At 68.3% G+C, this 26,553-nt stretch carries 22 protein-coding genes; 14 read left to right on the top strand and 8 right to left on the bottom strand.

Annotated elements, in window-relative coordinates:
• The first annotated feature begins 19 nt into the window (after window positions 1-19).
• The 3 genes from AAH979_RS30465 (at window position 20) to AAH979_RS30475 (ending at window position 5,659) form a co-directional block, all read left to right on the top strand.
• Window positions 20-3,442: a DEAD/DEAH box helicase family protein gene (locus tag AAH979_RS30465; protein ID WP_346261583.1), complete on the top strand. Its 3,423-nt coding sequence runs from the start codon at window positions 20-22 to the stop codon at window positions 3,440-3,442.
• 440 nt (window positions 3,443-3,882) lie between these two features.
• Window positions 3,883-4,566 (top strand): dihydrofolate reductase family protein, encoded by a 684-nt coding sequence (locus AAH979_RS30470; protein WP_346261584.1) that lies wholly within the window; start codon window positions 3,883-3,885, stop codon window positions 4,564-4,566.
• A 547-nt stretch (window positions 4,567-5,113) separates the two neighbouring features.
• Window positions 5,114-5,659, top strand: coding sequence for a DUF3105 domain-containing protein (locus AAH979_RS30475; protein WP_346261585.1), 546 nt, complete (start codon window positions 5,114-5,116; stop codon window positions 5,657-5,659).
• 54 nt (window positions 5,660-5,713) lie between these two features.
• On the opposite strand, the gene AAH979_RS30480 is transcribed toward AAH979_RS30475, so the two are convergent.
• Window positions 5,714-6,859, bottom strand: a complete 1,146-nt coding sequence (locus AAH979_RS30480; RefSeq protein WP_346261586.1) for a hypothetical protein — start codon at window positions 6,857-6,859, stop codon at window positions 5,714-5,716.
• 169 nt (window positions 6,860-7,028) lie between these two features.
• On the opposite strand from AAH979_RS30480, the gene AAH979_RS30485 reads away from it, so the two are divergent.
• On the top strand, window positions 7,029-7,379 hold the full coding sequence (locus AAH979_RS30485; RefSeq protein WP_346261587.1) for a metalloregulator ArsR/SmtB family transcription factor: 351 nt from the start codon (window positions 7,029-7,031) through the stop codon (window positions 7,377-7,379).
• On the top strand, window positions 7,363-7,839 hold the full coding sequence (locus tag AAH979_RS30490) for an SRPBCC domain-containing protein (RefSeq protein ID WP_346261588.1): 477 nt from the start codon (window positions 7,363-7,365) through the stop codon (window positions 7,837-7,839). Before AAH979_RS30485 ends, AAH979_RS30490 begins: the two co-directional genes overlap by 17 nt.
• 63 nt (window positions 7,840-7,902) lie before the next feature.
• On the opposite strand, the gene AAH979_RS30495 is transcribed toward AAH979_RS30490, so the two are convergent.
• Together AAH979_RS30495 and AAH979_RS30500 are read right to left on the bottom strand one after the other, a co-directional pair.
• A complete protein-coding gene (locus AAH979_RS30495) occupies window positions 7,903-8,154 on the bottom strand; it encodes a hypothetical protein (RefSeq protein ID WP_346261589.1) in 252 nt (83 codons plus the stop codon).
• 325 nt (window positions 8,155-8,479) lie between these two features.
• The gene (locus AAH979_RS30500) at window positions 8,480-9,232 is read right to left on the bottom strand and encodes a phosphatase PAP2 family protein (protein ID WP_346261590.1); all 753 of its coding nucleotides are present in this window, start codon (window positions 9,230-9,232) and stop codon (window positions 8,480-8,482) included.
• 137 nt (window positions 9,233-9,369) lie between these two features.
• Here AAH979_RS30500 and AAH979_RS30505 point away from each other — a divergent pair, with 137 nt between their 5' ends.
• Window positions 9,370-10,584: a DUF4032 domain-containing protein gene (locus tag AAH979_RS30505; RefSeq protein ID WP_346261635.1), complete on the top strand. Its 1,215-nt coding sequence runs from the start codon at window positions 9,370-9,372 to the stop codon at window positions 10,582-10,584.
• Between the two features lie 19 nt (window positions 10,585-10,603).
• On the opposite strand, the gene AAH979_RS30510 is transcribed toward AAH979_RS30505, so the two are convergent.
• On the bottom strand, window positions 10,604-12,568 hold the full coding sequence (locus AAH979_RS30510; protein WP_346261591.1) for an NAD-binding protein: 1,965 nt from the start codon (window positions 12,566-12,568) through the stop codon (window positions 10,604-10,606).
• Window positions 12,569-12,684: 116 nt separating this feature from the next.
• On the opposite strand from AAH979_RS30510, the gene AAH979_RS30515 reads away from it, so the two are divergent.
• Together AAH979_RS30515 and AAH979_RS30520 are read left to right on the top strand one after the other, a co-directional pair.
• Window positions 12,685-13,185 (top strand): MSMEG_6728 family protein, encoded by a 501-nt coding sequence (locus tag AAH979_RS30515; RefSeq protein WP_346261592.1) that lies wholly within the window; start codon window positions 12,685-12,687, stop codon window positions 13,183-13,185.
• On the top strand, window positions 13,185-14,663 hold the full coding sequence (locus tag AAH979_RS30520) for an FAD-dependent oxidoreductase (protein WP_346261593.1): 1,479 nt from the start codon (window positions 13,185-13,187) through the stop codon (window positions 14,661-14,663). Before AAH979_RS30515 ends, AAH979_RS30520 begins: the two co-directional genes overlap by 1 nt.
• 234 nt (window positions 14,664-14,897) lie before the next feature.
• On the opposite strand, the gene AAH979_RS30525 is transcribed toward AAH979_RS30520, so the two are convergent.
• Window positions 14,898-15,134, bottom strand: coding sequence for a hypothetical protein (locus AAH979_RS30525; RefSeq protein WP_346261594.1), 237 nt, complete (start codon window positions 15,132-15,134; stop codon window positions 14,898-14,900).
• Window positions 15,135-15,250: 116 nt separating this feature from the next.
• A complete protein-coding gene (gene lhgO / locus AAH979_RS30530; RefSeq protein ID WP_346261595.1) occupies window positions 15,251-16,441 on the bottom strand; it encodes an L-2-hydroxyglutarate oxidase in 1,191 nt (396 codons plus the stop codon).
• A 209-nt stretch (window positions 16,442-16,650) separates the two neighbouring features.
• Here lhgO and AAH979_RS30535 point away from each other — a divergent pair, with 209 nt between their 5' ends.
• From AAH979_RS30535 to AAH979_RS30545, 3 genes are all read left to right on the top strand, one after another.
• Window positions 16,651-17,475, top strand: a complete 825-nt coding sequence (locus AAH979_RS30535; protein WP_346261596.1) for a hypothetical protein — start codon at window positions 16,651-16,653, stop codon at window positions 17,473-17,475.
• A 12-nt stretch (window positions 17,476-17,487) separates the two neighbouring features.
• Complete coding sequence (locus tag AAH979_RS30540) at window positions 17,488-17,787, top strand: hypothetical protein (protein ID WP_346261597.1); 300 nt, start codon at window positions 17,488-17,490, stop codon at window positions 17,785-17,787.
• Between the two features lie 76 nt (window positions 17,788-17,863).
• On the top strand, window positions 17,864-18,466 hold the full coding sequence (locus tag AAH979_RS30545; protein WP_346261598.1) for a hypothetical protein: 603 nt from the start codon (window positions 17,864-17,866) through the stop codon (window positions 18,464-18,466).
• Window positions 18,467-18,636: 170 nt separating this feature from the next.
• Here the strand turns inward: AAH979_RS30545 and AAH979_RS30550 are convergent, their stop codons facing one another.
• Window positions 18,637-19,302 carry an XRE family transcriptional regulator gene (locus AAH979_RS30550; RefSeq protein WP_346261599.1) on the bottom strand — a complete coding sequence of 222 codons (666 nt, stop codon included), beginning with the start codon at window positions 19,300-19,302 and terminating at the stop codon, window positions 18,637-18,639.
• A 472-nt stretch (window positions 19,303-19,774) separates the two neighbouring features.
• Here AAH979_RS30550 and AAH979_RS30555 point away from each other — a divergent pair, with 472 nt between their 5' ends.
• The 3 genes from AAH979_RS30555 to AAH979_RS30565 all read left to right on the top strand — a co-directional run bounded on the left by AAH979_RS30555 (window position 19,775) and on the right by AAH979_RS30565 (window position 24,003).
• Window positions 19,775-20,182 (top strand): hypothetical protein, encoded by a 408-nt coding sequence (locus AAH979_RS30555; protein ID WP_346261600.1) that lies wholly within the window; start codon window positions 19,775-19,777, stop codon window positions 20,180-20,182.
• Window positions 20,183-20,187: 5 nt separating this feature from the next.
• The gene (locus AAH979_RS30560; RefSeq protein ID WP_346261601.1) at window positions 20,188-20,370 is read left to right on the top strand and encodes a hypothetical protein; all 183 of its coding nucleotides are present in this window, start codon (window positions 20,188-20,190) and stop codon (window positions 20,368-20,370) included.
• Window positions 20,371-21,411: 1,041 nt separating this feature from the next.
• Window positions 21,412-24,003, top strand: coding sequence for an N-6 DNA methylase (locus tag AAH979_RS30565; protein ID WP_346261602.1), 2,592 nt, complete (start codon window positions 21,412-21,414; stop codon window positions 24,001-24,003).
• A gap of 37 nt (window positions 24,004-24,040) precedes the next feature.
• Here the strand turns inward: AAH979_RS30565 and AAH979_RS30570 are convergent, their stop codons facing one another.
• Window positions 24,041-26,074 carry an AIPR family protein gene (locus tag AAH979_RS30570; protein ID WP_346261603.1) on the bottom strand — a complete coding sequence of 678 codons (2,034 nt, stop codon included), beginning with the start codon at window positions 26,072-26,074 and terminating at the stop codon, window positions 24,041-24,043.
• Window positions 26,075-26,553: the final 479 nt, after the last annotated feature.

Raw genomic sequence — 26,553 nt, forward strand, 5'->3', positions numbered from 1 at the left:
GACGGGGAGATCATCTTCGATGAGCAACTTCGCGTTCCTACACACCGAGTGGCCCGAGCTGTTCACGGAGGCGCGGCAGGCCGAACGCAACGTCTACGCCGACACACGAGCGACCTGCTTCTATGCCCGGCGGTGCCTGGAACACGCCGTGAAGTGGCTCTATCGTGCCGACAACACCCTGCGGCTGCCGCACAAACCAACGCTGGACAAAATGATCACCGCGCCGACCATGCAGACCCTGGTCGGTCCCCCGATCATCACAAAAATGCAGGTCATTCGGCGGTTGGGGAACAAGGCCGTACACGAGGTCCGTGCGGTAGCCGCCCCGGAAGCCGTCGCCGCCGTCCGCGAGCTGTTCCATGTGACGTACTGGATCGCCCGGCACTACACCCGCGACCCGGCGGCGATGCCGCCCAGCGCGCTCACCTTCGACACCTCGCTGATCCCCCGCCCGACGGACGTCCGGGCCCAGACCCGGGCCGAGATGCAGGCGCTCAACGACCGGCTCGCCGCCCAGGACGAGGCGCTGGCCAAGGCGGAGACGGCAAAGGTCGATCTGGACGCCGAGATCGCCGAGCTGCGCAAGCAGATTGCGGCGGCGAAGGCCGCCAACGAGCGCCGGCCGGACACCCACGACTACGACGAGAAGCAGACCCGCGACCTCTACATCGACCTGTTGCTCGCCGAGGCCGGCTGGCGGCTCGACCAGCGACGAGACCGCGAGTACCCGGTCACCGGCCTGCCCGGCGGCTCCGGCAGCGGCCGGGCCGACTACGTGCTCTGGGGCGAGGACGACAAGCCGCTCGCCGTCATCGAGGCGAAGCGGACCCGGCGTGACCCGATCAGCGGCCAGCAGCAGGCCAGGCTCTACGCCGACGCGCTCGAAGCCAAGTTCGGCCAGCGTCCCGTCATCTTCTACACCAACGGATACGAGATCTGGCTCTGGGACGACGCCGCCTATCCGCCGCGGCAGGTCCAGGGCTTCTACACCAAGGAGGAGCTGCAACTGCTGGTGCAGCGCCGGTCCACTCGTCGGCAGCTCGGCGAGCTGCCGATCAATTCCGAGATCGTCGAGCGGCCCTACCAGCAGCGGGCCATTCGGCGGATCGCGGAGACCTTCGAGCAGGACCGACAGCGCAAGGCGCTGGTGGTGATGGCGACCGGGGCCGGCAAGACCCGCACCGTCATCGCCCTGGTCGAACTGATGATGCGGGCCAACTGGGTCAAGCGGGTGCTCTTCCTCGCCGACCGGAAGGCGCTGGTCAAGCAGGCCACCAACGCGTTCAAGGCGCACCTGCCCGACGCGACCACAGTTAACCTGGTCGAAGACAAGGTGACCGAGGGCCGGGTCTACGTCTCGACGTACCCGACGATGATGGGCCTGATCAACCAGACCGACGGCGACCTGCGCCGCTTCGGGCCGGGCTACTTCGACCTGGTGGTGATCGACGAGGCGCACCGGTCGGTCTACCAGAAGTACCGCGCCATCTTCGGCTACTTCGACTCACTGCTGGTCGGGTTGACCGCCACTCCGAAGGACGAGGTGGACCGGAACACCTACAGCCTCTTCGACCTGGAGGACCGCGTCCCCACCGATGCGTACGACCTGGAGGAGGCGGTCGGTGAGGGCTGGCTCGTGCCGCCGAACGTCGTCGCCGTCGACCTGCGCATCCAGCGCAAAGGGCTGCGCTACGACGACCTCAGCCCGGCGGAGAAGGACCGCTGGGACGAGTTGGAGTGGGGCGACGAGGACGGCGAGGTCCCCGACGGGGTCGACCCGGAGGCGGTCAACACCTGGTTCTTCAACGCCGACACCGTCGACAAGGTCCTCGAATACCTGATGACCCGGGGGCACAAGGTCGCCGGTGGGGACCGGATCGGCAAGACGATCATCTTCGCCAAGAACAACAATCACGCGAAGTTCATCGCCCAGCGCTTCGACGCCAACTTCCCGCACTACAAGGGCGACTTCGCCCGGATGATTACCCATCAGATCGAGGGCAACCAGGGTCTCATCGACACGTTCTCGATCCCGGAACGGACCCCGCACATCGCGATCTCGGTCGACATGCTGGACACCGGCATCGACGTACCCGAGGTGGTCAACCTCGTCTTCTTCAAGATCGTCCGGTCGAAGACGAAGTTCTGGCAAATGCTCGGCCGGGGCACCCGGCTCCGGCCGGATCTGTACGCCCCCGGCGTCGACAAGAAGGACTTCTTCGTCTTCGACTTCTGCGGCAACTTCGAGTATTTCGGCCAGAACCCCACCACCACCCAGGGCTCGGTCAGCCCGTCCCTGACCGAACGGCTCTTCAAGGCCAAGGTCGAGCTGGTCAGCCAGCTCGACCAACGCCTCAGCACCGCCGATAAGCCGGCCGACGACACCGACGGCACGCGCAGCGAGGCCGGCCTCCGCCGGGATCTGGCCCGCGACCTGCACAGCCGGGTCCGCGCCATGCGCCTGGACAACATCGTCGTACGCCCGCACCGCCGCATCGTCGAGTTCTTCGGCAACCCCGCCAACTGGCACAACCTCACCCCGGAAGCGGCCGACCAGCTCACCCGCGAACTGGCCGGCCTGCCGAGCGAGGTCTCCGACGACGGCGAAGAGGCCAAGCGGTTCGACCTGGTCATCCTGCGGCTCCAGCACGACCTGATCACCGGCTCTGGCCGGCACTTCGCCAAGCTCCGCGCCGACGTGCAGGAGATCGCGTCCGCGCTGCTGGAACAGACGACCATCCCGGCCATCCGCGCCGAGATTCGGCTGCTCGACGAGGTGGCCTCCGACGAGTGGTGGCAGGACGTCACGCTGACGATGCTGGAACTCGCCCGACGACGTATCCGCAACCTCGTCCGGCTGGTGCCGAAGGCGAAGCGGACCATCATCTACACCGACTTCGCCGACCAACTCGACAGCGTCACCGAACTGGAGTTCGTCGGCGTGAGCGTCGGCACCGACCGGGAGCGGTTCCGCGAAAAGGTACGCGTCTACCTGCACGCCCACTCCGATCACGTCGCCCTGCGGAAGCTGCGGCGCAACCGGCAGCTCACCAGCACCGACCTCGCCGAGCTGGAGCGGATGCTCGCCGAGAGCGGTGTCGGCGACAAGCAGGACATCGAGCAGGCGCGGCGGGCCGCCGAGGGCCTCGGACTCTTCATCCGTGGCCTGGTCGGGCTCGACCGGGAAGCGGCCCGGGAGGCGTTCGGCGAGTTCCTCACCGGCCGTACGCTGAACGCCGCCCAACTCGACTTCGTCAACCTGATGATCGGCGACCTGACCGCGAACGGCGTGATGAAGCCCGAGCATCTCTACGAGTCCCCGTTCACCGGAGTCGCACCCCGTGGCCCGGAGACCCTCTTCGCTTCCGAGGACGTCGACCGGATCATCACGATTCTCGACTCCGTACGGGCGAGGGCGACGCCGACAACCGAGGTCGCCTAGCGTCCCGGAGGAAGGGCTGGGCACCATCCGGCCCAACCCTGCCCCTCGGTCCAGCGCTGCTGCTCTGGCGTTGCCGTGACGATCCGGCGGCGCCGGGCCAGCATGTGGAGCAGGACGCCGAGCGCGACCGCCCCGATCGAACCCGGGATGCCCTGTGGCGGTGAAACCCCCACCACCCGGTAGCGGAACATACTTTGCCCTTGCGCTAAGTGTGTCGGCGAACAATACTTAGCCGATTGGCACAGTATGTGGCCTGACAAGCGTCGGCGACGTCACCGGCGAGTTCCCGATGACCCTTCCCCCGTTCACCAGGCAGGTACGGGCGCTCGACGCGAACGGCCTGCCGCTGCTCGAGTACGGGTGGGTCGGCGCCGCCCTGGTGGCGGAATGCGAGAGGGCCCGTGCCGGAACACAGGCCAGAGCACAAGGAGGATGACATCATGGGCACGCTCCACATCGACCTGTTCGCGACGCTCGACCTGGTTGGCCAAGCGCCGGGTGATCCCGAGGAGGATCCCGACGGCTTTCCGTTCGGGGGATGGCAGGCGCCCTTGTTCGACGAGACGGTCGGCCGGTACGTCACCGCCGGCATGCAGGGCATGGACGCCCTGCTCCTGGGTCGCAAGACCTACGACATCTTCGCCGCGTTCTGGCCGAACCAGGTCGACGGCGTCGATGGCGGGATCGCCACGCTGTTCAACAGCATCCCGAAGTACGTCGCCTCGCGAGGCAACCCCGATCTGGACTGGGCGGGCTCGACGCGGCTGGGACCCGACCTGGTGGGCGCCGTGCGTGAGCTGCGCGACAAGCACGAGCACGTCCACGTGATCGGAAGCCTGAACCTGGTGCAGACCCTCCTGCACGAGCGCCTCTTCGACCGGCTCACCCTGTGGATTTTCCCCATCGTGCTCGGCGTCGGAAAGAAGGTGTTCGACGGCGGTGCGGTGCCTGCCAACCTGACGCTCCTCGAGCCACCCGTCACCTCGGCCAAGGGCGCTGTGCTCCTGCGTTACGGCCTCGGTGCCGGAACCCCCGTCGGCGGGGACATGCGACGTGAAGACCGCGGCGTCGTGGAGGGAAACAGGGACTCCAGTACCTCCCACTCCTCATCGGACAAGCCGTGACGATTCAGACGAGGTCGTGTAGTCCGCGAACCCGTCGCTCGTCCCGCCCCGCACAGGTGCGGCTCGCGCCCACGCGGCGTGTCCACCGCCGGACCGCCTGCCGATCCCGCCTCGGTACGATCGGATTCCCACCCCCGGCCGGGAGGCGTAGACAGACATGGGCAACCCGGAACCGCCGCAGCCGCAGCAACCCAGTCCGCCACCGGGACCGCTGCCCCCGCACCCCGGTTACGCACCACCGCCTGTTTCCCCGCAGCCCGGATATCCGCCAGCACCGGCACCCGCGCAGCCCGGCTACGGGCCGGCGCAGCAGCCGCAGCCCGGCTACGGGCCGCCGCTCGCTGGCCCCCCGGATTACGGCACGCCGCCGGTGCCGCAGCAGGGCTACGCAGCACCCCAGCCCGGGTACGGCCAGCCTTCCGGCCCGCAGCCCGGCCAACCGCCTCTCCCGCCACCCGGGTACGGACAGCCGGGGTACCCGTACCAGGACGGCCAGCCGGCGCCGGCCGCGAAGGCGGGGCCGCGTACCGGGCTGATCATCGGGATCGTGGCCGGCGGGGTGGCACTGCTGCTGCTCCTCGTCTGCGGGGTGGGCGCGTTCCTCTGGTACCAGCAGCGGGACGGCGGCAGCGGCGGGGACCTCTCCGAGGTGATCAACTATCGGGAGACGAACCCGGGGGCGCTCTCGCCGGACCACGTCGAGGAGCCGGTGAGCTACCCGATGACCCCGCCGGCCGGCGGACCGCACTTCCAGCGGTGGCAGAACTGCAACGGCGACGTCTACACCGCGCCGATCGAGGACGGCAACGCCGTACACAGCCTGGAACACGGCGCGGTGTGGATCACGTACCGGCCGGGCCTGCCGGCGTCCGATGTGGGCAAGCTCATCGACCGGGTACGCGGGCTGTCGCACATGATGCTGAGCCCGTACCCGGGCCAGTCGGCACCGATCTCGCTCCAGGCCTGGGGCTACCAGCTCACCGTCGACGACGCCGACGACGACGCGATCGCCGCGTTCATCTCCGCCTACCGGCAGACCGCCGCGATCGAGCCCGGGGCGCCCTGCGGCGGCGGGATCACCACCACCCGGTAACGGGGAACCGCCCGCGCCGGGGCGGACCAGCCGGGCGGCGTCCCCGAGGCCGTGTCACTGCCGGTCCGGGTCGTCGTCCAGCTCGGTCAGGAGTACCGGCTCGGTGAGCAGGCGGCGCACCCGGGCGGCCCGCTCGGGGTGGTCGAGCCACCGCCGCAGCAGTCGCCAGCCGTGGTAGTAACCGAGGACGTAGACGTTCATCCCGGGGGCACGGACGAAGTCCACGGCCCACCTCGCCTCCGCGTCGGTGACCAGGGCCCAACGGGCCAGATAGTCGATGATCTCCGCGTCCGGGCGTCCCTCGGCCGCGAGGAACGCGGCGTTGCCCCAGGCGCCCCAGAGCGCGTTCCGGGCGGCGTGGATCGCGGCGAAGTCGCTGCCGTCCGGGCCGATCCCAAGTGGGCGCAGGACGTTGTCGGTCAGCCACCGCTGTGCCTCGTCGCCGGGAAAGACGATCCCCTGCGCGTGCAGCCCGAGCCCTTCGCTCAGCACGAAGGACGGCGAGATCATGAACCGGACCTGATGCTCCAGAAGGCCGGCCCCCTCGACCAGGTGGATCTCCTTCAGCATGGACTCGGCGATGTGCCCCGGGAACCCCTCGTGCGCGACGACGTACAGCAGGTCGGCGAGGTTGACCGGGACGCTGTCGCAGATGTAGAGCGTCGCTCGCCGTCCGCCCTGGTAATGACCCCGGTGCGGGCCAGGGTCCAGGACGCACTCGACGGCGGTGTCCGCGGGCAGCGGCACGATCGCCTCGGTGCGGGCACGGGTTTCGGCGATGGCGCGGTGCACCAGCTCCGGCAGCCGGTCCGAGCGGTCCGGCGGCAGGGCGTGCGTCCGCTGCCAGCGGTGCAGGCGGGCTGCCAGTGACCCTCCGGCGGGCAGGGCGGCGTCGAGCTGGTCGTGCGCCACCGCGAAAACCGTCTCCGGCTGCCAGGTGGCCGCCACACCGAGGCACTGCCTGGCGTACTCCTCCAGCGGCGGACACGCGCCGTCCGCTCCGCCGACCATCGCCCGCATCGCGCGGAGCTGACCGGACAGGTGGGCCGCCCGGCTCCCGACGAAGGGCATCTCGCGCAGCAGGTGTGCGCAGTCCTCGATCAGCTCGGCGGGTGGCCTCGATTGTTCGGCCTCGACCTGGGCGCTCCACTCGGCGGGACCACGGTAGATGAGCACCGTTCCGCCGGTCGAGCTAGTCAACAGTTTGTTGACACGCAATGCCAGGACGGCGAAGGACTGGAGCCACATCTCGGGATCTAGTTGAGTCTGCATGGCTAAACTCTGGCGCGCGACGGCCGGGCACGCAAGAGTCGGTCCTCCGAATACTTTGCCCTTGCACTAAGTGTTTCGGCAGGCAATACTTAGCCGCATGGCACAGTATTCGGCCCAGCTCGACGGTGTGTTCGTCGCCCTGGCCGACCCGACCCGGCGCGACGTCATCCGACGCCTCGGCCGTGGTCCGACGAGCGTCGGCGACCTCGCCCGCGAGTTCCCGATGACCCTTCCCTCGTTCATGAAGCATGTGCGGACGCTCGAGACCAACGGCCTGATCCGCACGGTCAAGTCCGGTCGGGTACGCACCTGCGTGCTCAACCGCGAACGCCTCGCCCTTCTCGACGACTGGCTGGCCGAGCAGCGCCAGATCTGGGAGGAGCGCACCGACCGCCTCGAACGGCTGGTCACCGACCCGGAGGAGAACCACGATGAACCCCGACCTTGACCTCGCCCTGCAGCGGATCATCCGCGCCCCTCGCGCCGTCGTGTGGCGTGCCTGGACCGATCCGTCCCGCTTCGAGAAGTGGTGGCTGCCCGCTCCGACCCTGTGCCGCGTCGACCGCCTGGAGGTCCGGCCCGGTGGCGGGCTGGTGACCCGGATGAGCGACGACGGGGCGGAGTTCGTCCCGCACCTGGACGCGAGCTTCCTCGTCGTCGACGAACTGGAGCGGATCGTCTTCACGAACGCGATCGACAGCGAGTGGCGGCCGAGAAACCCGGCCCCGGTCCCGATGACCGCCGAGATCACCCTGACCGATCATCCAGACGGCACGGAATACCGGGTCCTGCTCCGGCACGGCGATCCCGCCGCCCGCGCCCGCCACGAGGAACTCGGCTTCGCCGAGGGCTGGGGGTCGGTCACCAAGCAACTCGCCGGAATCGCCGAGGGCGAGGCGGCACGATGAAGCGCGACATTCGTCTGGTCGCCGCCCACGGCAGGCCCGTACCCGACGCCACCGGGCCCTGACTCACTCGCCGTCCCGACTCCGCCCGGCTGCCGCCCGGCGTCGCCGCCACGAACGCGCAGCCAGCCCGATCAGCACTGCGGAGACGAGGCCGGGACCACAGTGGACCAGGAGTACCCCGGCCAGGCTCGGCCCGCCCCAGTCCTGCCGGTAGCTGGCGGGATCGGTCATGTCGATCACGAACGGCTCGGCAACGGCACGAACGATCAGATAGAGCCCGAACAGGATTCCGACGGCGGCGAGAGCCTTCTTCATGCGCCTGACGTTAGGAGACAGAGGTCTGCATCCGCGTCACCCGTCAGTAGCATCACTGGCCTCGTACCAGGAGGGTATGCCCTGGCTCCGGGCGAAGTCCGCGGTGCGGCGCCCCAGGGGGTAGACGTGGCCGCACCGTGCGCGGCGGCCGCCGGCGGCCCGGCATCTGCGATGCGGCGGTGATACCACCGAGTCATCATGATGACTGGGTGGTATCACGCTCGCCAGACATATCGGTGTCCTCCAGGCGACCGGTTCGGGGGTATTGGCCGGGGCCGACGGCGGGCACGGCGAAACCGGCCAGCGCGGCGAAAGTGGGAACAACCTAGAGGTCGTCGGTGAACACTCCGCGTCGATGCACCCCACCGGGCAGGGCCGGCAGCGGTACGTCGTCCCACGGCACCCGGCCGAGCAGCCGGCCGAGGAAGAGCCCGAGCAGCAGCCCGGCGACCGAGTCGGTGATCCAGTGCCAGCCCAGGTAGGTGGTGGTGCAGAAGACGATGACCGGGGGCGCCAGCCGGATCACGGCGTACAGCCTGGGCGGGGCGTCGGGCCGGCCGAGCGTACGCAGCAGCGCGCCGAGCAGCAGCGCGATCGCCGCGTACCAGACGATGGCGTTCGCCACATGCCCCGACGGGTACGCCGTGCCGTTCGCCGGGTCGCTGAACAGCTCCTCCGGGTGCGCCAGCGCGAAGTTGTGCGGATAGCCCCGGTCCAGCCACAGCTTCAGCGGGCCGATGGTGAACGAGGTCAGCACGAACGCGCCGATCGGCACCAGCAGCGGTCGGACCGACCGGGTACGCCAGCCGACCAGCACCGCCAGCCCGAACGCGATCGGCATCAGGAACCAGCCGCCCTGGCCCAGCGAGTTGAAGACCCGGGCCACCCAGTACGCCGGCCCCGGCCGGTGCGCGTCGACCCAGTCCCGCACCGCCAGGTCGAGCCCGAGCAACTGGCCGGCGGCGAGCGCGCCGGTCAACGCGACCACCGCCGCGACCAGTACGCCGTCCAGCCACCAGCCGGCCGGGCGGACGGGGCGCAGCCGCAGCGGTCGGCGTACCGTCGTGGTCTCCCGCATACCCGACCACGCTACCGGGCCGGCGCTCCAAAGCCGGCGCAGGACGGCGGCCGGCCGGTTTCCGTCCACTGACGCGCCGTGACGGCCGGCGATGTGTGCCCGCACACGTGAGGCGGCGCGCGGCGGCCCGGACCGGCATGCTTGGTGCCGTGCGGATCACCTCGGCCCTCGTCGACCCGGCGCTGCTCGACCTTCCCTGGTCGACTCCGCTGGAGCAGTGGCCCGCCGACCAGTTGGTGGCGCTACCTCAGGGAATTTCCCGGCATATCGTGCGATTCGTCCGCCTCGCCGGCACCGTGTACGCGGTCAAGGAGACCGGCGAACGGGTGGCCGAGCGGGAGTACGACCTGCTCCGCTCGCTGGAGCGGATCGACTTCCCGTCCGTGCAGGCGGTCGCGATCGTCGCCGACCGGCAGGACGAGCGGGGCGAGCCGCTCGACCCGGTGCTGATCACCCGGCACCTCCAGTTCTCCCTTCCCTACCGGGCGCTCTTCTCGCACACGCTGCGTCCCGAGACGCTGAACCGGCTGCTCGACGCGCTGGCCGCGCTGATCGTCCGGATGCACCTGACCGGCTTCTTCTGGGGCGACTGCTCGCTGTCCAACACCCTGTTCCGGCGGGACGCCGGTGCGTTCGCCGCCTATCTGGTCGACGCCGAGACCGGCGCGCTGCACCCCCGGCTCTCCAACGGGCAGCGGGACGAGGACCTGGAGATCGCCCGGGTCAACATCTTCGGCGAGGCGCTGGACCTGGAGGCCGCCGGGCTGCTGCACCCCTCGATCGACCCGGAGGTCGTCTGCGAGGAGGTGGTCCAGCGCTACCAGCGGCTGTGGCACGAGATCACCTATGAGCAGCAGATCGAGCGGGAGGCCCGGCACGACATCGAGGGCCGGATCCGCCGGCTCAACGAACTCGGCTTCGACGTCGCCGAGGTGGCGATGTCGGTGGTGGACAACGGCCGCTACCTGGTCCGGCCCAAGGTGGTCGACGCCGGCTACCACAGCCGCCGGCTGCTCCGGCTGACCGGGCTGGACGCCGAGGAGAACCAGGCCCGGCGGCTCCTCAACGACCTGGACACCTACCGGGCCGAGAGCGACCTCACCGACGAGCAACAGGCGGCGCACCGCTGGCTGACCGAGGTCTTCGAACCGGTGGTCCGGGCGGTGCCGGCGCACCTGCGCGGAAAGCTCGAACCGGCCGAACTCTTCGTGCAGGTCATCGAGCACCGCTGGCGGCTCTCCGAACGGGCCGGCCGGGACGTCGGGCTGGCCTCGGCCGTGCAGTCGTTCCTCGCCGACGAGCTGGTGCACCGCCCCGACGAGCAAGCCGTACTCGGCATCGAGGTGAGCTGACCCTCAGGATCACCGGGGTCTAGTGCGGGGGATCGGGCCGGCGGGCCGGTGGCGGACTCGGCTGGCTCCGCCGAGCCGGACGACCCGGCTGACCCCGGCTGCCCGCCCGCCCCGGCTGGCCGGACTGCCGGGGTACGGTCCGCCGGCTGGGCCGGCTCGGGTCCGACGACCGGCCCGCCGGTTCACCCGACCTGCCCGCCGGTCCCCCACTCTGCTCCGGCGGCGGTGGCAGCGGGGTACTCGCCTCTCTGAGCAGCCGGTTCAGTCCGGCCCGCCGGACCACCACGGTCAACACGTCCCCGGGCCGGAGCTGGTGCCCCGGCGGCGGGGACCACTCGGAGCGCCGCTGGCCGGCGCCGGTCAGCGCGATCACCCGGACCCACTCCGCCTGGCTGACCACCCGGAGTTCCTGCCCGGCCAGTGCCGCGCCGGGCGCGATCGGCACCTCCGCGACCAGCAGCGCGTGCCGGGCCACCGGGATGGTCGCGATCACCGCCCGGTTGAGCAGGGCCGCCGAGAACGACGGCGCGGCGAGGTAGGAGACGCTGCGGGACACCCCGATCCGGAAGGTCTTCTGGATCCGCTGCGCGAAGTCGCCGTCGAAGAGCCGCAGCACCACCCGCAGGTCAGCCCGGAGTGCCCGGGCGTTCAGCGCCGCCTGGAGGTTGGTCACGTCGTCGGTGGAGACCACCACCAGGGCCTGGGCGGTACCCACCGAGGCGGTGTCCAGGGTCTCCTCCCGGGCGGCGTCCCCGACGATCAGCGGGATGTTCAGCCGCCGGGCGACCGCCGCGCCCCGGGCCTCCGGGTCCTTGTCGATGGCGACCACCTCGACGCCGAGGTCGTTGAGCTGCCACATCACCCGGGTACCGACGTTGCCCAGGCCGACCACCACGACGTGCCCGTTGCGCTCGCTCGGCAGCAGGCCGGCATCCAGCGCCAGCCGGGCCTTGACGATCCCGTCCACCACCGCAGCGGTGATCAGCGGGATCAGCGCCAGTCCGGCCAGGTTCAGCACCACCTGGAGGACCTGGGCCGCCGCGCCCTTCTCGGTGTCCGGATCGGCGCCGACGATAGTGGTCACCATCGTCAGGTAGATCGCGTTTCCGATGCTGGTGTCCTCGGCGAAGGAGAGCAGGAAGCCGAGCACCACCACCACGATCAGCACCGCGATGGTGGCCATCCCGATCTTTCGGGTGGCGAACGAGCGCACCGCCCGGAGCAGTACCGAGGTGCGGCGCCGCCCCGGCCGCTGAGTGCGCAACAGCCGCCGCCGGGTGGCCTGCTCGGTGCCGACCTGGCCGACCGCCTCGGCGAGTACCAGGTCGGCGTCCGCCGGATCGGCGGGCAGCACCACCGGGTGGTGCGGGTCCCGGGTGTCGGCCAGGCCGCAGACCACCTGCTCCGGCCGGACCTCGGCGCGGTGCGCGACGAAGAGGGTACGGCCGCCGTGCCGGAAGTACGACGGTGCGACCTCGCCGAGCGCCGCCGCGACGAACGCGGGCGCGGCCATCGAGGCGTCGGAGAGTACGGCGCTGTTCGGGAAGAGCTGGCGGATGCCGTTGCCGAGGCTCATGTTGAACATCCGCAGCACCACCCGGAGGTCCGGTTCGACCTCCTGGGCGCAGAGGGCCGCGTGGATGTTGCCCACGTCGTCCTGGTGCAGCAGCGCCAGACCGGTCGCCCCGACCAGCCCGGCCGTCTTGAACGTCTCCTCGTCGAGCCGGTCCGACTGGATCACCCGGACGCCCCGGACCGACCGGATGTCCGGCCCGTCCGGCCGGCGGCGATACGGCACGATCACGGTCACCCGTACGCCGCTGCTCTGCGGATCGTTGCCCAGCAACTCGCTGACGAGGTGGACCGCGAGGGCGTCCTGGCCGCACACCACGTAGTGCGGGCGGTTGTCCCCGTTGGTCCGCAGGCCGTCCCGCAACCGGGTCTCGAAAGCGCGCCGGGCCCGGGTCCGCCAGAGATCCGCCATGCCCGGATGGTAGTCACTGTGATCAGTGCTCGGGAGCCGCCCGGAAACCGGACGAGGCAGCCCAATCACCCAGCGTGTCGAAGAATGGAAGCTGCGGTCACGGGTAGTGCACCCCGGTGCAGACCTTCCTGCCATATCCGGACTTCGGGCAGACCGCCCGGAGCCTGGACCAGCGCCGGCTGGGCAAGCAGCGGGTCGAGGCGATCCAGGTGCTGCGCGGCCTGGTCCGCCCCGGCTACGGCTGGCGGCACCACCCGGCGGTGAAGATGTGGGCCGGCTACGAGGAGGCGCTGGTCCGGTACGGCCTGGACGTCTGCGCCGAGTGGGTCTCGACCGGCCGGGCCGACACCTGCGCCGGCACGCTCGTCGCCGACCTCGCCGCCGGCTGCGGCCTGAACCGGGTACGCCGGCAGGACGAGCTGGCCGCCGCCGGTGAGCTGCCGCCCTGGATCGGCCGGGAGGACCTGCACCTGAGCCACCGCTCGGCACTGCTGCGCAAGGATCCGGTGCACTATGGACCGATCTTCGGCGAGGTGCCGGAGCTGCCGTACGTCTGGCCCTCCTCCGACCGCCCACCGGGCTGCCGGCCGCCGCCTCCGCCGATCGGACAGTCCTGATGGGACGGTCCCCGCGGCGGGTGCGGCACGACACCGACGCGCTGGTGGTGGGTGGCGGCGTCGCCGGGATCTCGGCGGCGGTCGTGCTCGCCGAGCGCGGTGTCCGGGTCACCGTGCTGGAGGCCCGACCCCGGCTCGGCGGCCGGCTGGACACCCGGCCCGAGACGCTGACCGACGGCACGGTCGCACCGGTCGACCACGGTTTCCACGCCTTCTTCCGGCAGTACCACAACCTGCGCGCGATCCTGCGCCGGATCGATCCGGCGCTCACCCTGCTCCGGCCGGTACCCGGCTATCCGGTGCTGCACGCCGACTGGCCGGCCGAGGACTTCGCCCGGCTGCCGGCGAGGCCGCCGTGGAGCCTGTTCGCGCTGCTGGCCCGCAGTCCGAGCCTGCGGCTGCGGGACCTGCGCCGGCTGGACGGCCGGTCGGCCCTGCCGCTGCTGGCCTACCACCCCCGACGCACGTACGCCGAACTCGACCACACCACCGCCGAGGAGCTGCTCGACGCGCTGCGGTTGCCGGACCGGGCCCGGGCGATGCTCTTCGAGGTCTTCTCGCACTCGTTCTTCAACCACGAGGCGGACCTCTCCGCCGCCGAACTGATCGCCAACTTCCACTTCTATTTCCTCGGCAACCCGGAGGGGCTCGGCTTCGACGCACCGGACCGGGACTACGAGTCGGCGATCTGGCGACCGCTCGCCGGTCACCTGCACCGGCACGGTGCCCGGATCCTCCTCGGGCGGCCGGTGACGGCGGTGCTGCCCGACGGCGACGGCTGGCGGCTGGAGACCTGCGCCGGGGTTCAGCACCGGGCCCGCGACCTCGTACTGGCCGTGGACCCGCCGGCCCTGACCGCGCTGCTGGCCGGTTCGCCGGAGCTGGCCGCCCGGGCACCCGTACTCGCCGGACAGGTGGCCCGGCTCGGCACCGGCCCGCCGTACGCGGTTGCCCGGTACTGGCTGGCCGGCGACGTCGCCGCCGACCGGGCGGTGTTCAGCGGGGTATCCCGGCAACCCACCCTGGACTCGGTGACCCTCTACCACCGGCTGGAGGCGCAGGCGCGCGACTGGGCCGCCCGGACCGGCGGCGCGGTGCTGGAGCTGCACGCGTACGCCTGCCCGGACGGCGTACCCGCGCCGGAGCTGGCCCGGCGGATGCACGCCGAACTGGTCGGGCTCTGGCCGGAGGTCGCCGGCCTGCCGGTACGCGACCTGCGCTGCCGGGTCGAGCGGCGGGCCCCGGCGTTCCGGCCAAGCTGCTCGGCCGACCGCCCCGGCGTGCTCACCGACGCGGACCGGCTCTATCTGGCCGGCGACGGCATCCGCACCGAGTTGCCCAGCGCGCTGCTGGAGCGGGCCGCCCTGACCGGGATACTCGCCGCCAACCACATCCTCCGGCGTGCCGGCGCCGCCACCGAACCCGTCCGGACCATCCCCCGGCGCGGCCTGCTGGCCCGCCGCCCACGCCGGCCCTGACCCGGCGCCGTCCCGCCGTCGCCCGCCGCAGCGGGGGGTTCGGTGCCGCGTCGGCCGCCGGGTCGAGGATATGGCGACCAGATCACGCAGCCCCGGCGGTCGACCCGGCCGAGCCGGCCCGACGGCCGTCCTGCGGGGCAGCACAGCGGAGGGACGTTCGGCGAGACCGGGACCGGCGAGCAGCGGCAGCCCACCCGGCCGGCACCGCCGGCGGCCTTGCGCCGGCCACTTCGGTCAGTGTTCGCCGCCGACGGCGGCCCAGCCGACGGCGGCCAGGCAGATCAGCAGCACGATGCCAGCACGGCTGGTGGCGATCCGGGTCACCGTCCACGCGGTCTTCCGGAGCCCGGACAGGCTGGCCCTGGTCTTGCGGTAGTCCACCCAGGCCCGCCGGGCCACCGCGTACGCGGTGCCCGCGAACAGGCCGAACGCCACTCCGACCAGCAGGATGGCGACACCGGGGCGGTCCATTAGGCCAGTGTCACCGGCACGGGTCGACGATCACCATCGCCCAATCCGGTGACGGACGGTGATGGCCAGTGGGCACTCGGCGACCGGTGGGGCGGTGACCGGTGCCGGGCAGCCCGTCAGCGGTCGGCGGGAAGCCGGTCGACGATGTGCCGGGCGATCTCGAACGAGCTGGTCGCGGCCGGGGACGGCGCGTTGAGCACGTGCACCTGCCGCTCCGCCTCGACGATCAGGAAGTCGTCCACCAGGCCGCCGTCCGGGCGTACGGCCTGGGCGCGTACCCCGGCGCCGGCCGGGACGATGTCGGCCTCGGTCAGCTCCGGCACCAGCCGCCCCAGGCTGGCCGCGAACCGCTTCCGGGACAGTGACCGGGTCACCTCGGTCAGCCCGTACCGGTAGTGCCGGCGGGCCAGCGCCCACAGGCCGGAGTAGCCGACCTGCTCCCAGACGTCGCGCGGATCGAACCGGCGCCACGAGTACCCCTCCCGCGCGGTGGCGAGCACCGCGTTCGGGCCGGCGTGCACGGTCCCGTCGATCATGCGCGTCAGGTGTACGCCGAGGAACGGGAACTGCGGGTCGGGCACCGGATAGATCAGTCCACGCACCAGCTTCCGCCGCTCGGGAACCAGCTCGTAGTACTCGCCCCGGAACGGCACGATCCGGGCCGGCGGGTCGATGCCGGCCAGCCGGGCTATCCGGTCGGCGTGCAGCCCGGCGCAGTTCACCAGTACGTCGCCGGTCACCTCGCCCGCACTGGTGCTCACCACCACACCGCCGGCCCGGCCGTGGATCCCGGTGACCCTGGTGTTCCGGCGCAGCTCGGCACCGCTTTCGGCGAGGAGTTCGGCGAGCCGCCGGCAGACCGCGCCGAAGTCGACGATCCCGGTCGAGGCGACCCGCAGCGCGGCGACGGCGGCGACGTGCGGCTCGTACTCAGCCGCCTCGATCGCGTTGAGCAGGGCGACCGGCAACCCGTTGGCGACCGCCCGTTCGTGCAGTGCGTGCAGTCGGGGAAGTTCGGCGGCCTCGGCGGCGACGATCAGCTTGCCGCAGACCTCGTACGGCAACTCCTGCTCGGCGCAGAACCGCACCATCGAGGCACTGCCGGCCCGGCACAGCGTCGCCTTGAGACTCCCCGGCTTGTAGTAGACCCCGGCGTGGATCACGCCCGAGTTGTGACCGGTCTGGTGCGCGGCCCAGCCGGACTCCTTCTCCAGCACGGTCACCGTGTCCCGGGGCCGGTCGGTGCGCAGCCGGTACGCCACCGCGAGCCCGAGGATCCCGCCGCCCACGATCAGGTACCTGGTCATCCGCGCTCCCCGGCCGGTGGCATCGGAGCCGATGGTATGCGCCCGCCCGCGCTCCGGCAGGCGTTCGTGAACGCGCCGGTCAGAGCGTGTCCCGGTACGACACTGTCGGGTTGACGACTGTTTCTTCCGCAACTTGGTAACTCACGACAAATATCAATACTGATCTGAATCGCCCCAATTGATAGAAGTATTCACAATAGGCAGGTCCGATGGTGACCTATGCGCAATTGCAGGCTGAAGCATGGTGGGGTCGGGAGATCATCACCCCGGAGCTGGACTGGCTCGGCGACGAACTGTGCCGGCGTACCAAACGTCCCCGGGGCGCCTTCGGTACCAAGGGTGACCACAACCACCTGCGCGGCGCCCACCGCTCCCAGGAATGGATCCGCAAGTCCCGGTACTGCACCTCCCGGACGTACACGGTGCAGTCCGGGCTGACCGCTGTCCAACAGCGACACATCGCCGGGGTCGACTTCACGCCGGGGTCGGCCGGCCAGCTGGTCGCGCAGTGCAAACGGCTCTACGCCGCCCTGCGCGCCGGCCATCTCGAAGAGGTACGCGAGTTCTACGGCAACGTCGACGGCGACAAGGTCGTCGACGGCTGGGACAACGTCCGGAACCGGGCCGCGAGCAGCGATTCCAGCCACCTGTGGCACTGGCACCTGACCCTCGACCGGCGCTCCTGCGCCAACAGACGCGTGATGGAGCGGATCTTGGCGATCGCGCTCGGAGACCCGACGGAGGAAGACGTGGACGACGCGACGATCGACAAGATCGCAACCCGTACCAAGACCAAGGTGATGGCCGACACCGGAATCCAGCAGTTGCTGGCCCGGGTCCAGCAGTTGACCGTCAACCAGGCTGCCCTGCTCGACGCCGTCGGCCGGGACACGACCGACGAGAAGGCCATCGTCGACGGCGTACTGGCCGGGCTCGGCCAGCGCGACATGGACAGCGTCGCGGCCGCCCTGAAGACCGCGTTCGGCGACCGGGCGGCGGAGCTGGCGGCGAAACTGGGCAGCCCGGCGAGCTGACGTGTGGGTGAAGTGGCAAATCTCCTCTCCACCGGCGGCTTCGGTGCCGTCGGTGTCGGGGGCCTGCTCGTCATGATCGTGGCGTACCTGCTCAATGCCAACCGGGCCGATCGCAAGGAGTACCAGGAGGCGATCGACCGGGCCGAGAAGCGCGCGGACGACGCCGCACGCCGGACCGACGCGGCCGAACAGCGGGCGGAAGGGCTGCAACAGGCCGTGGACGAGGCCCGCCGGGCGCGGCGGGCCGCCGAGGACGCGCTCGCCCTCGTCGAACGCGAGTTGCACCGCTACCGCCCGAACGGCTCGGCATGACCCGGACGAGGTCTCGGCGCGGCGGGGAGGCCCGTACGAACACCACCGTCGGGCTCTCTATGGGAGGTAGGGCGGCATGACCGAGGAGACGGAGATCTTCCGCCGTCGGATGGACCGGCGCATCCGACGTCGGTTCGTCATCGTGGTGGTGGCGACCGCGTTGATCGCGGCGACGGGCGGCTGGGCCTGGGCCCGGCTCGACCGGCAGGCCGCCGTGGAGCAGCGCCGGGCGGCGACCGCCGTCTCCGGCGCCGAACAGCTCTGCCAGCAGGTACGCCAACTCGGCGGCGAGTGCGTCGTCGACCCCGCCGACCTGCGTGGTGCACAGGGCCCGGCCGGTCCGGAGGGTCCACCCGGGCCACCGGGCCTGCCCGGTCGGGACGGTAGACCCGGTGACCCAGGTCCGCCCGGCGAGCCCGGACCGCCAGGCGATCCCGGTCCGGCCGGTGCTCCCGGCCCCATCGGCCCGAACGGCGAGCCGGGCGCCACCGGGCCGGACGGGCCGGCGGGTCCCGCCGGTCCAGAGGGACCCGCCGGGCCGACGGGCGAGCCGGGTCCGCCCGGCCCGACCTGCCCCATCGGTACGACCCTGCTGACCCTCTCGGTGGTGACGCCCGAGGGACCACGGCAGATCGCCGCCTGCGTCGTCGACCCGACGCCGCAGGCCCGCACCGGCTGACCGGTGCGCCCCGGTGGGACCAGCCGGTCAGGCCGGTCGGGCGATCGACCAACCGATCGGGTACGCGGCGCCGGTCAGTCGCTCCGGGCTGAGCCCGGCCAGCAGGACGGTGGCATCTCGCCGGGCGAGCACCAGGGCGGTCTCGAAGCCCTCGAGGTTGGGCCGTCCACTCAGACCTCCCGACCGCCCGCCCACAAGTGCTCGACGTGGGCGGCGTACCGGTCGAACAGCCCACCGTCCTGCCGGCGGCGCAGGTGCATCGTCGGTGAGTCGTGGCCCATCTGGTCAGCCAGGTGTGTGCACACCAGCATGTCCGAGTCGAACCGGAACACGCTCAGCGCGATGTGCCGATCCGAGTAGCGGCCCGCGATTGACGGCGCTTGGTCGCGAAGCTTGCCCAGCTCGTCCAGCGTCACCCGGATCCGGGTCGAGACGGTCAGCGGGACGGCCTCGATCCGCTCCCGCTCGGCCGTCACCGGGCTGTCCGGATCCCCGACCAGGAAGCGCACCCGCACCCCGGCATCGGCGCGCTTGCGCAGCACCCCACGCAAGCCAGGCAGGTCGAGCCACAGGAAGTAGTTCGTGTAGCCGGCAAAAAACAGCTGGTCTTTCGCCCCGCCGATCTGGTCACGCCAGAGCGAGCGCGGGATGAGCGACCGGTGCGGGTAGGCGCTGACAATCTCCCGGTCGTAGCCGGTCTTGACGGCTGCCCGTACGACCTCGGGCCACAGGTGTTCCACGTCGACCTCCAGTGCGGCGGCGACCGCGTACCGGTGACGCGGATGCGGCGTCCGACTGGCGTTAGCTACCCAGCGGGAGACGGTTTTCTCATCCACGCCCACAGCGGACGCTAGATCGGCTTCCGTCATCTTTGCACCGGCGAGCGCGGTGCGGAGAGCGTCGTTCGGCATAGAGCCCACCTCCCGAGGACGTCCAGGACGTTTCCCACAGGGTACGGCGATTCGTCCACTCCGTCCGGCCAACATGGTTCTCCGGGCGCGGTCAGCTTCTTACGGTGCATCTAGGCCGCCGGCCGGGTGTACGACCAGGCCTGCGGCCCGGCCGGCCGGGCTGGTTCTCCCCGTGGTTGGGCCCGGTCGGCCCCGTCATCCGTCCATGTGAGCGGCGCTCGGTGATCGGTGATCCCAGGCGTCGTGGCGTACCGGAGGTGACCGGGGTGCTGTGGCGCCTGCAATGGGAATGGCACGAGTTTCGGTCCATTCGCTGGGCTGCCGGCTGGGGCCGGTCACGCGTCCGGGACTACCGACGCGTCGGCGGCCGGTGGCATCGGGTAGCCGGACCCGACCGGTGAGCATGGTTCCGGAGAGCGCGCCGGGTCTCGCCGTCGACTGGGCCTGGGCGACGATCACCACGCACGCCGAGGGCCGGGAGTGCGGCGGCTGCCGGGGCACCTGGTGCCCGACTGCCGAGTGGGCGCTCTGGGTGGTCGTCACGGACCGGTTGGTGACACCGGACCCGGAACGGCGCCGGCTCGTCACGGTGGTGGCCCGCCAGGTGATGACTGCACACTGGCCGCGCACGGTCGACGGCTGCCGGCCGTGCGGGCTGCCAGACTGCGGCCGGGGCCAGCTCGCCGGGACGTGGCTGAACGTGGTCGGCGAGGACGCGGTACCGGACTCGGTAAAGATCCTGCGGTTGACGCCGACGCCGGAGGACCTGCGCCGGATCACCGGGATGGGTGGCGAGCGCGAGTGAAGCGGATGACGTTCAACCTGACGGAGGACGGCGCCGCCGCGCCGGAGCGGCTGCCCGGGCGGGACCGCACCGACGCATTGACCCGAACGCTGCGCCTGGCCGACTCGAGGCGCCAGTACACGGTCGATGGGGTACTGCTGGCTCAGGACTCGGCCGACGGGCAACCGGTACAGATCCACATCACGTAAGTCTTCGCCGACTGACCGAAGGAGCAAGTTTGATGTGCGACCAACCGCCCCGCCGGACATCCGTACGTGCCTTCGCAGGTCTGGCTTGTGGTCGACCTCACTCAGGTATGCCGCGCCATCGCCAGCTCGCTGCTGAGCTGCGAGGACGGATCACGTCCGGTGAGCGGCAATCCGGGACGATGCTCCGCCGGGCGCCCGGATCGGCCACGAGTTCGCCGTCGACCGGGACACCATCCGGCGGGCGACCGCACTGCTGCGGTCTCGGTTCTGTGCAGCCAGGGCAAGGTGCCAGGAGTTCAGCCAGGCCGCGTAGCGGCGGCCGGGGGTCGGGACAAGGGACGCGTGGGTGGCGATTTGTCATGTCGCCTACCGTCCCCGGCCGCCGGGCCTGCCCGGCATCCTCGGCTGGGCGGTAAGCGAATGGTCTTCAACCATCGGTCGGTTTGCCTCTCCGTCAGGCTTACCGACATTCCTGTGAGTGAGAGGGTATGAGAGCCCTCGGTCGGACTCGAACCGACGAGCACTCGCTTACAAGCTCTGTTCAGCATGCCCGTGCGTGTTCGCGAACGGTCGCCGGCTTGGACCGGGCCGCACCCCGGTGTTCGTCTGGGCGTCGCCGTTCGGCCTCGTTGCTGTCGAAGCCGTTCGGTCAAGGGCAGCCGAACCCCTGCCCCAGGGAGGCCTACTCAGGTTGCTGGTCTGAGCCAGGCAGCGTCAGGCGGGCTAAGCCCGCACATACCGCCAACCAAGCCCTCACTCTCGCCGCCGGCGACGAGTGGGCTGCGGCCCACCTCACTGCTGCCTACCGACTTGCCCCGGCAGCTACCCACCTGGCCCTTTGGCCTGCTGCCGAGGGGTCGGGGAACGCAGCTCCTGCCAGGCTGCCGTTCCACGAGGTTGGTGAGTATGGCAGTCTCAGGTGAACGGGATTGCCACGGAGCGTCGGCAGACGGCTCTCGGCCGAAGTGGAAGACTGTCAAGTCTGTCCCAACCGGGGCGGTCACGGGGCGCTACAGACAGCGAACTAGGAGAACGGCGCGCATGTCGAACGGGCTCACTCTGGTATGTCCAATCAGAGGCCGCCTGAAGGCCAGGGCGCGCAGTAAGGACGGACTTACTCCGAGCGAGGAGCGGTTCCGTGTTGATGCAATCAGGCACCTGATTCGACGTGGGTATCCAAAGGAAAACTTTCTCATTGAGGCTGTGATCAAGCGCTTTGGAAACAGTGGGCGGAATAGCTTCCGCGCTGATTTCGTCGTACTAGATGCGCCTGTCGCCACAATCGATACAAGCGATCCTGATGTCGTTCTGAGCCACGCCTTAGTGCTAGCCGAGATCAAACGCGACAACGCAGAATCCGCCAAGGCTACAGCCTTCCAAGTCAAGCCGATGCTAGATTTCGCCGGACGTAGCAACTGCGTCGCACTCTACTGGGATGACGTGGAGCAACGGATATACTGGCTAGAGCGGATCGCCGATGTCAAGCACTACCAGGAGTCCCCGCTTGCAACACTCCCACCCTTCGGCGGAACTCCCGGGACTCGCCCACTGACGTTCGCAACAATTGATGACCAGAAGCCACTTCTTGGAATCTTCGCCAGAATCGAGGACATTCTCCACGCTTCGGCAATCGGTCCAATCAAGCGTTTTACGATCATGTTTCAACTTTTGCTTGCGAAGCTACACGACGAACACGAGCATCAGGATGCGCCGGACGAACCCCTAACGCTCCAAGATTTCGCAGCACTGGGGATTCCCGCTGGCGTCGCACTCAAAGAGTCGAACAGACTTCTCGCGAGAGCGGTCAGCTATTACCAAAAGTTCCTCCCCGAGCCGATTCCCCCAGCCCTGCCGGTGACCGCCGAGACACTCGTCGAAATCGCCAAGATCCTCGCCCCCGCGAAAATCGTCTCGATGAGGCGCAGTGTAATTCAAGACTTCTATATGTACTTCGCGCGGCACATTTATAAGTGGGATCTGGCGCAGTACTTCACGCCTACCGCGCTTACGGAATTCATTGTAGAGGTACTGAACCCCAAATTCGGGGAACACGTGAAGGATCCTGCCTGCGGTAGTGCGGACTTCCTTACCGCCGCCTATAGGCGCGGGGCTGAGAAGTGGCCCAACTACGCAAACAATATTTGGGGTAGCGACGTCTCGGCCGAGGCAGTCCAGGTGGCCACCTTCAACATGATTCTTAATGGCGACGGCAGAAGCAATATTCGACAAGAAGACTCGCTAGCCAACATCAAGGACAACACCGAGTCCACTGAGGTCGTGATCTGCAATCCGCCATTCGGAGCAAAAATTGTAGAGAGAAATAGGAATACCCTTGCACTGTACGACCTTGGCCACGAGTGGACGTTAACGGATACGGGCTTCGAGAGGACTGAGAATGTCCTTGAGGCCCAGGAAAGCGGAATCTTATTCGCAGAGGCATGCGTTCGAATGCTCCGACCGGAGGGCCGAATGGCTCTTGTGGTTCCCAACGGCTATCTCGGAAATCGGTCGATCAAATATGCCGCCCTACGAGAGTGGATCCTGAGGCATTGCCGAATCATGGTGATCGTCGCACTTCCTCGATTCACCTTTAAGGGCTCAGGAGCAGACGTATCCGCAAGTGTAATATTTTGCGAGAAGAGGTCTGAGCCCCTTCGGGAGTCTACCGTTGACGATGCTTACGACATGTGCGTGGAGATTATCGACCGTGTCGGCTGGATGACTGGCGACAAGAAGGCCGCACCGCTGTTCCGTCGCGATGCGACTGACGGGACCTTTCTCCTCGATGACGAAGGCCGGCTAATCCCTGACAGTGACTTTGAAGAAACCCTCTCCCGCATCAGGACCAGTGACGCAACCGCTTATTCTCCCTGGCTCACCGTAAACGTTCCCAGTGCCTCCGCCGACTTGGCCGAACCCGGTTGGGCTGTTCCCATAGGGGACGTAACGAGGGACCCTTATCGAACCCTAGACCCGAAAAGGCTCTGCCGAAAGTTTTCTGAACTTCGGACACAAATCAAGTCCCGGGAACACTTCGCCGTGGGTGACATCGCCCGCTTCATCCCCGAGCGAACCTCCAGCTTTGGCCAACGTTTGCGACTTCAAGCCTCCCAGATCTATCGGCATGTTGAGATTCAAGATGTCGAAACGGGTTCCTTTAGGTGGCATGAGCGTCGGGGCTGGGAGCTTCCACAGCGTGCACGCCACTTGGCCGAACCGGGCGATATCTTCGTTGGGGGCATTCGAAACAGCGTCCGGAAGTGGTTTTTGGTAGGACGTGATGCCGACAGTCTCATCGTCACAAACGGAATGCATAGATTGCGTGTCAAAGACGACGCGGCGGACTACTTGCTAGATCTAGTCGTGGGCCTCTGTTCAGAAGCTTATCGGGTACAAATGAGGGGATTGGCTCGTGGCGCTGATGGGCTCGCCGAAATCGCAACAGAGGACTTAGCCAAGGTGGTGCTCCCGCGTATCACTGACCAGAGCGTCCGCAGGCGAGTTGAGCCTTTCATCGATCAACTACTATCGGGGCATGTCAGCATCGATGCGGTCGTGAACAACCTTCTTGGGATGGGCCTGCTCCCCTTGCCTCAGCCTCGACCACAGCCCGACCACACAGCGCTTCTTTAGGCCGCCTCGCGCCGCATGGTCCGCCCAGGTCCAGACCTCAGACTTCGTCCTCACTCCGGGCCACGTCCGCCAGCTCCACGAGGGAACCCTTGCCGGGCCAGAACCAGCGGCTGGTGCCTTGGATAGCACGAGGTCGCTTGCCTGTGGCCTCTTCGATCATGTCGGTGACGAGGCCGGAGGGTGAATAACCCTGACCGTCTACAGCCCACAGCAGCGGCGCTGTTCGACTGTTGGTCCAGACGGCTTGGCCGCGGTGCGGGTCCTCAGCGAGCCACGTTGCCAGCGCCTTGCGCTCAAGCTTGTGGGCTGGACGGAACTCCAAGACGGTGCCTTCAGGAATAAATCCCGTGTCGATAAGCACAGAGACGGCGGTGGCTCGGCGAGCGGTCCCTTCGACGTTCGAAGACCGATAGGAAGATGGCAGAGTCGGTACCTTCCCGGTCGCCATGCCCGCTTGAGCCCGCTCCGCAACCGCTTGACTGCGCTCTGCGCTACGACAAGTCGCGATTACGTGGCTGGAGGATCCAAACTCCACGTCAATGCTATCGATCAACCACTCCAGAGCGCTCTTGGCGAGTCCAGGGATCTCTTGCATCCGGGAATCCCAATCAGTCTCCCGGTCGTCAATGCCGCTTGTGTTGAGGCCCTGAAAGACCAGGTGCGTAACCAAAAGATCGCCGTACGCTGCCACAGCCGAGCCTCGTCCCAAGAAATCCTCGTCTAGCCTCCCAAGGGACTCCCGGACTTTCCGTAGCACCAGGACCGACCGCCAAACCCGGTAGGCGTTTGGATGGCGGCCAAAAACTGCGGAATAGGTCTTACGTTCCCAGAGAAGATCCTCATCCCTCTTTGCTCTGGCGGCGTGCTCGGCGCTTCGATGAGCACAGGCAAGCGCGATCGCTGCCTCGACGATTGAACATCCTGTGTCGGCCTCTGGCTCCCGCTCGCCTCGCTTTATTGCATACGTCTTTTGCAACGCAACCGCAAAATCCTCGCGCAGCCTAATCTGGTCCTGGTCGAGAGCGGCAAAGTCTCGGGTTTCGACTTGGTTTTGCGTATTTGTCTTCTTAGTAACCTCTGTTCCGAACTCTTCAGGACAATTCTCTAGCGATATAAATCTGACGAGCACCTTACCCGGGTTGACCGAGTCAGGCCGTTGTTTGAGCGCTCGATGTACCGCCGCAACGGTCTGTGCGCCGTTCACTACACTGGCGCCGACGAGCTGGAACTCTCCGACGCCACCAGGAGCGCTCAGGAACCGTGGCGTCTTTCCAACGCTATCGCACAAGATAGTTATGCCATTGTTGAAGTACCAGAAATTTTCCGGTGCAGACAGAAGGGTCTCGGTGATTCCGGTGTTCACTTCAGTCAGATCTAGCGAGTCTCTGATGTTCTTTGAGAACAACGCTCGGCCGTGCTCTTCGTACCACGTCGCAACGTCGACAACGGAAATCGTTCCGTAGTAGGCTTCGTACGGCTCGCGCTGGAAGCTCCAGCCCTCTATCCTAGCGTCTAGATTGATTTTCGGCTCGGCAACGTCACCGAGGATGGCGCGGTGGAAATGCTTCAGTCCGAGCACACGAACATCCACAAAGGGTCGAGCAAAATTCAGCTTAGCGCACTCCTCATCAATCACCATCTGGACCTGAGGATTTAGCGTCGTATCGCCGAGAAGTGCATGGACAAGGGTCACCTGCACCTTCGAATTTCCAAGGGCTGTGTCAACCTTATCTGCCGCCGCCTGAAACTTGGAATTGAACAAGTGATATTCGGCATTAAGAATCTTGTCAAGGCCTCGCAGAAACTTCAGCGCCTCATCCTGCTTGAATCCCGCCGTTCCTTTGTGACTCCACTTCGACTGCACTAGCCAGATCCGGGGCGCCTTTCCTGGGCCGGAAACTGCTACCGCGTCGATCCCCTGATCATCGTAGCCGTCAATTATAGTTTGGGCCGCCTGCTGCTCCGAGCAGCCTGTTTCTATTTGCACCGCGAGTGCGGCCAGGGCCCTGCTTAAAAACCCACTCTCTTTGTCAGTCTCGGGCTTAGTCGCGAGATCACTTATGTCGATCAAATCGCGAAAGGTCCTGCTCAGAGCTTCCTTTACATGCCTGACTTGTACCGGATTCAAGGGGTCTCCCGCTAGGGCTGACAAAGCTGCTCGGCGGCCTGACGTGATTGGAAAGCTCTGATGGTCGTATGGCGTCACATCGGATGTCAACCGATACAAATCCGGACGAAGGACCGCATAGGACGCGAAATGACGGTCGTCATAATGACTAGTCGTGGGCGCTCATGAGGGGTCAAGAGTTTGTTGACAGACATACAAGCGCTGGCTTCGCGCGACGAGGGCGTGGTGGGGATGCGGCGCGTGTAACCCAGGCAGGCTCCCGCCTGCCGGCAACGCCGGCCCGAGGGGTCGCAGAGGCTCCGGGGTCAAGGGTGGCCCGCAGGGCCGTCGCGTAGCGACCGCGAAGCGCCCTTGAGGCTGGAGGGACGGCCCCGCCGCGCCGCATCCCCACCACGTCCGGCGGTGACTCGCCCCTGCGGCGC

It is taken from the genome of Plantactinospora sp. ZYX-F-223, assembly GCF_039649625.1.
GTDB lineage: Bacteria > Actinomycetota > Actinomycetes > Mycobacteriales > Micromonosporaceae > Plantactinospora.

Coding starts and splice junctions, on each gene's coding strand:
- AAH979_RS30465 (WP_346261583.1), top strand. CDS start 20: ATGAGCAACTTCGCGTTCCTACACACCGAGTGGCCCGAGCTGTTCACG.
- AAH979_RS30470 (WP_346261584.1), top strand. CDS start 3,883: ATGGGCACGCTCCACATCGACCTGTTCGCGACGCTCGACCTGGTTGGC.
- AAH979_RS30485 (WP_346261587.1), top strand. CDS start 7,029: ATGGCACAGTATTCGGCCCAGCTCGACGGTGTGTTCGTCGCCCTGGCC.
- AAH979_RS30490 (WP_346261588.1), top strand. CDS start 7,363: ATGAACCCCGACCTTGACCTCGCCCTGCAGCGGATCATCCGCGCCCCT.
- AAH979_RS30495 (WP_346261589.1), bottom strand. CDS start 8,154: ATGAAGAAGGCTCTCGCCGCCGTCGGAATCCTGTTCGGGCTCTATCTG.
- AAH979_RS30500 (WP_346261590.1), bottom strand. CDS start 9,232: ATGCGGGAGACCACGACGGTACGCCGACCGCTGCGGCTGCGCCCCGTC.
- AAH979_RS30505 (WP_346261635.1), top strand. CDS start 9,370: ATGCTTGGTGCCGTGCGGATCACCTCGGCCCTCGTCGACCCGGCGCTG.
- AAH979_RS30510 (WP_346261591.1), bottom strand. CDS start 12,568: ATGGCGGATCTCTGGCGGACCCGGGCCCGGCGCGCTTTCGAGACCCGG.
- AAH979_RS30520 (WP_346261593.1), top strand. CDS start 13,185: ATGGGACGGTCCCCGCGGCGGGTGCGGCACGACACCGACGCGCTGGTG.
- AAH979_RS30525 (WP_346261594.1), bottom strand. CDS start 15,134: ATGGACCGCCCCGGTGTCGCCATCCTGCTGGTCGGAGTGGCGTTCGGC.
- lhgO (WP_346261595.1), bottom strand. CDS start 16,441: ATGACCAGGTACCTGATCGTGGGCGGCGGGATCCTCGGGCTCGCGGTG.
- AAH979_RS30535 (WP_346261596.1), top strand. CDS start 16,651: ATGGTGACCTATGCGCAATTGCAGGCTGAAGCATGGTGGGGTCGGGAG.
- AAH979_RS30545 (WP_346261598.1), top strand. CDS start 17,864: ATGACCGAGGAGACGGAGATCTTCCGCCGTCGGATGGACCGGCGCATC.
- AAH979_RS30560 (WP_346261601.1), top strand. CDS start 20,188: ATGACGTTCAACCTGACGGAGGACGGCGCCGCCGCGCCGGAGCGGCTG.
- AAH979_RS30565 (WP_346261602.1), top strand. CDS start 21,412: ATGTCGAACGGGCTCACTCTGGTATGTCCAATCAGAGGCCGCCTGAAG.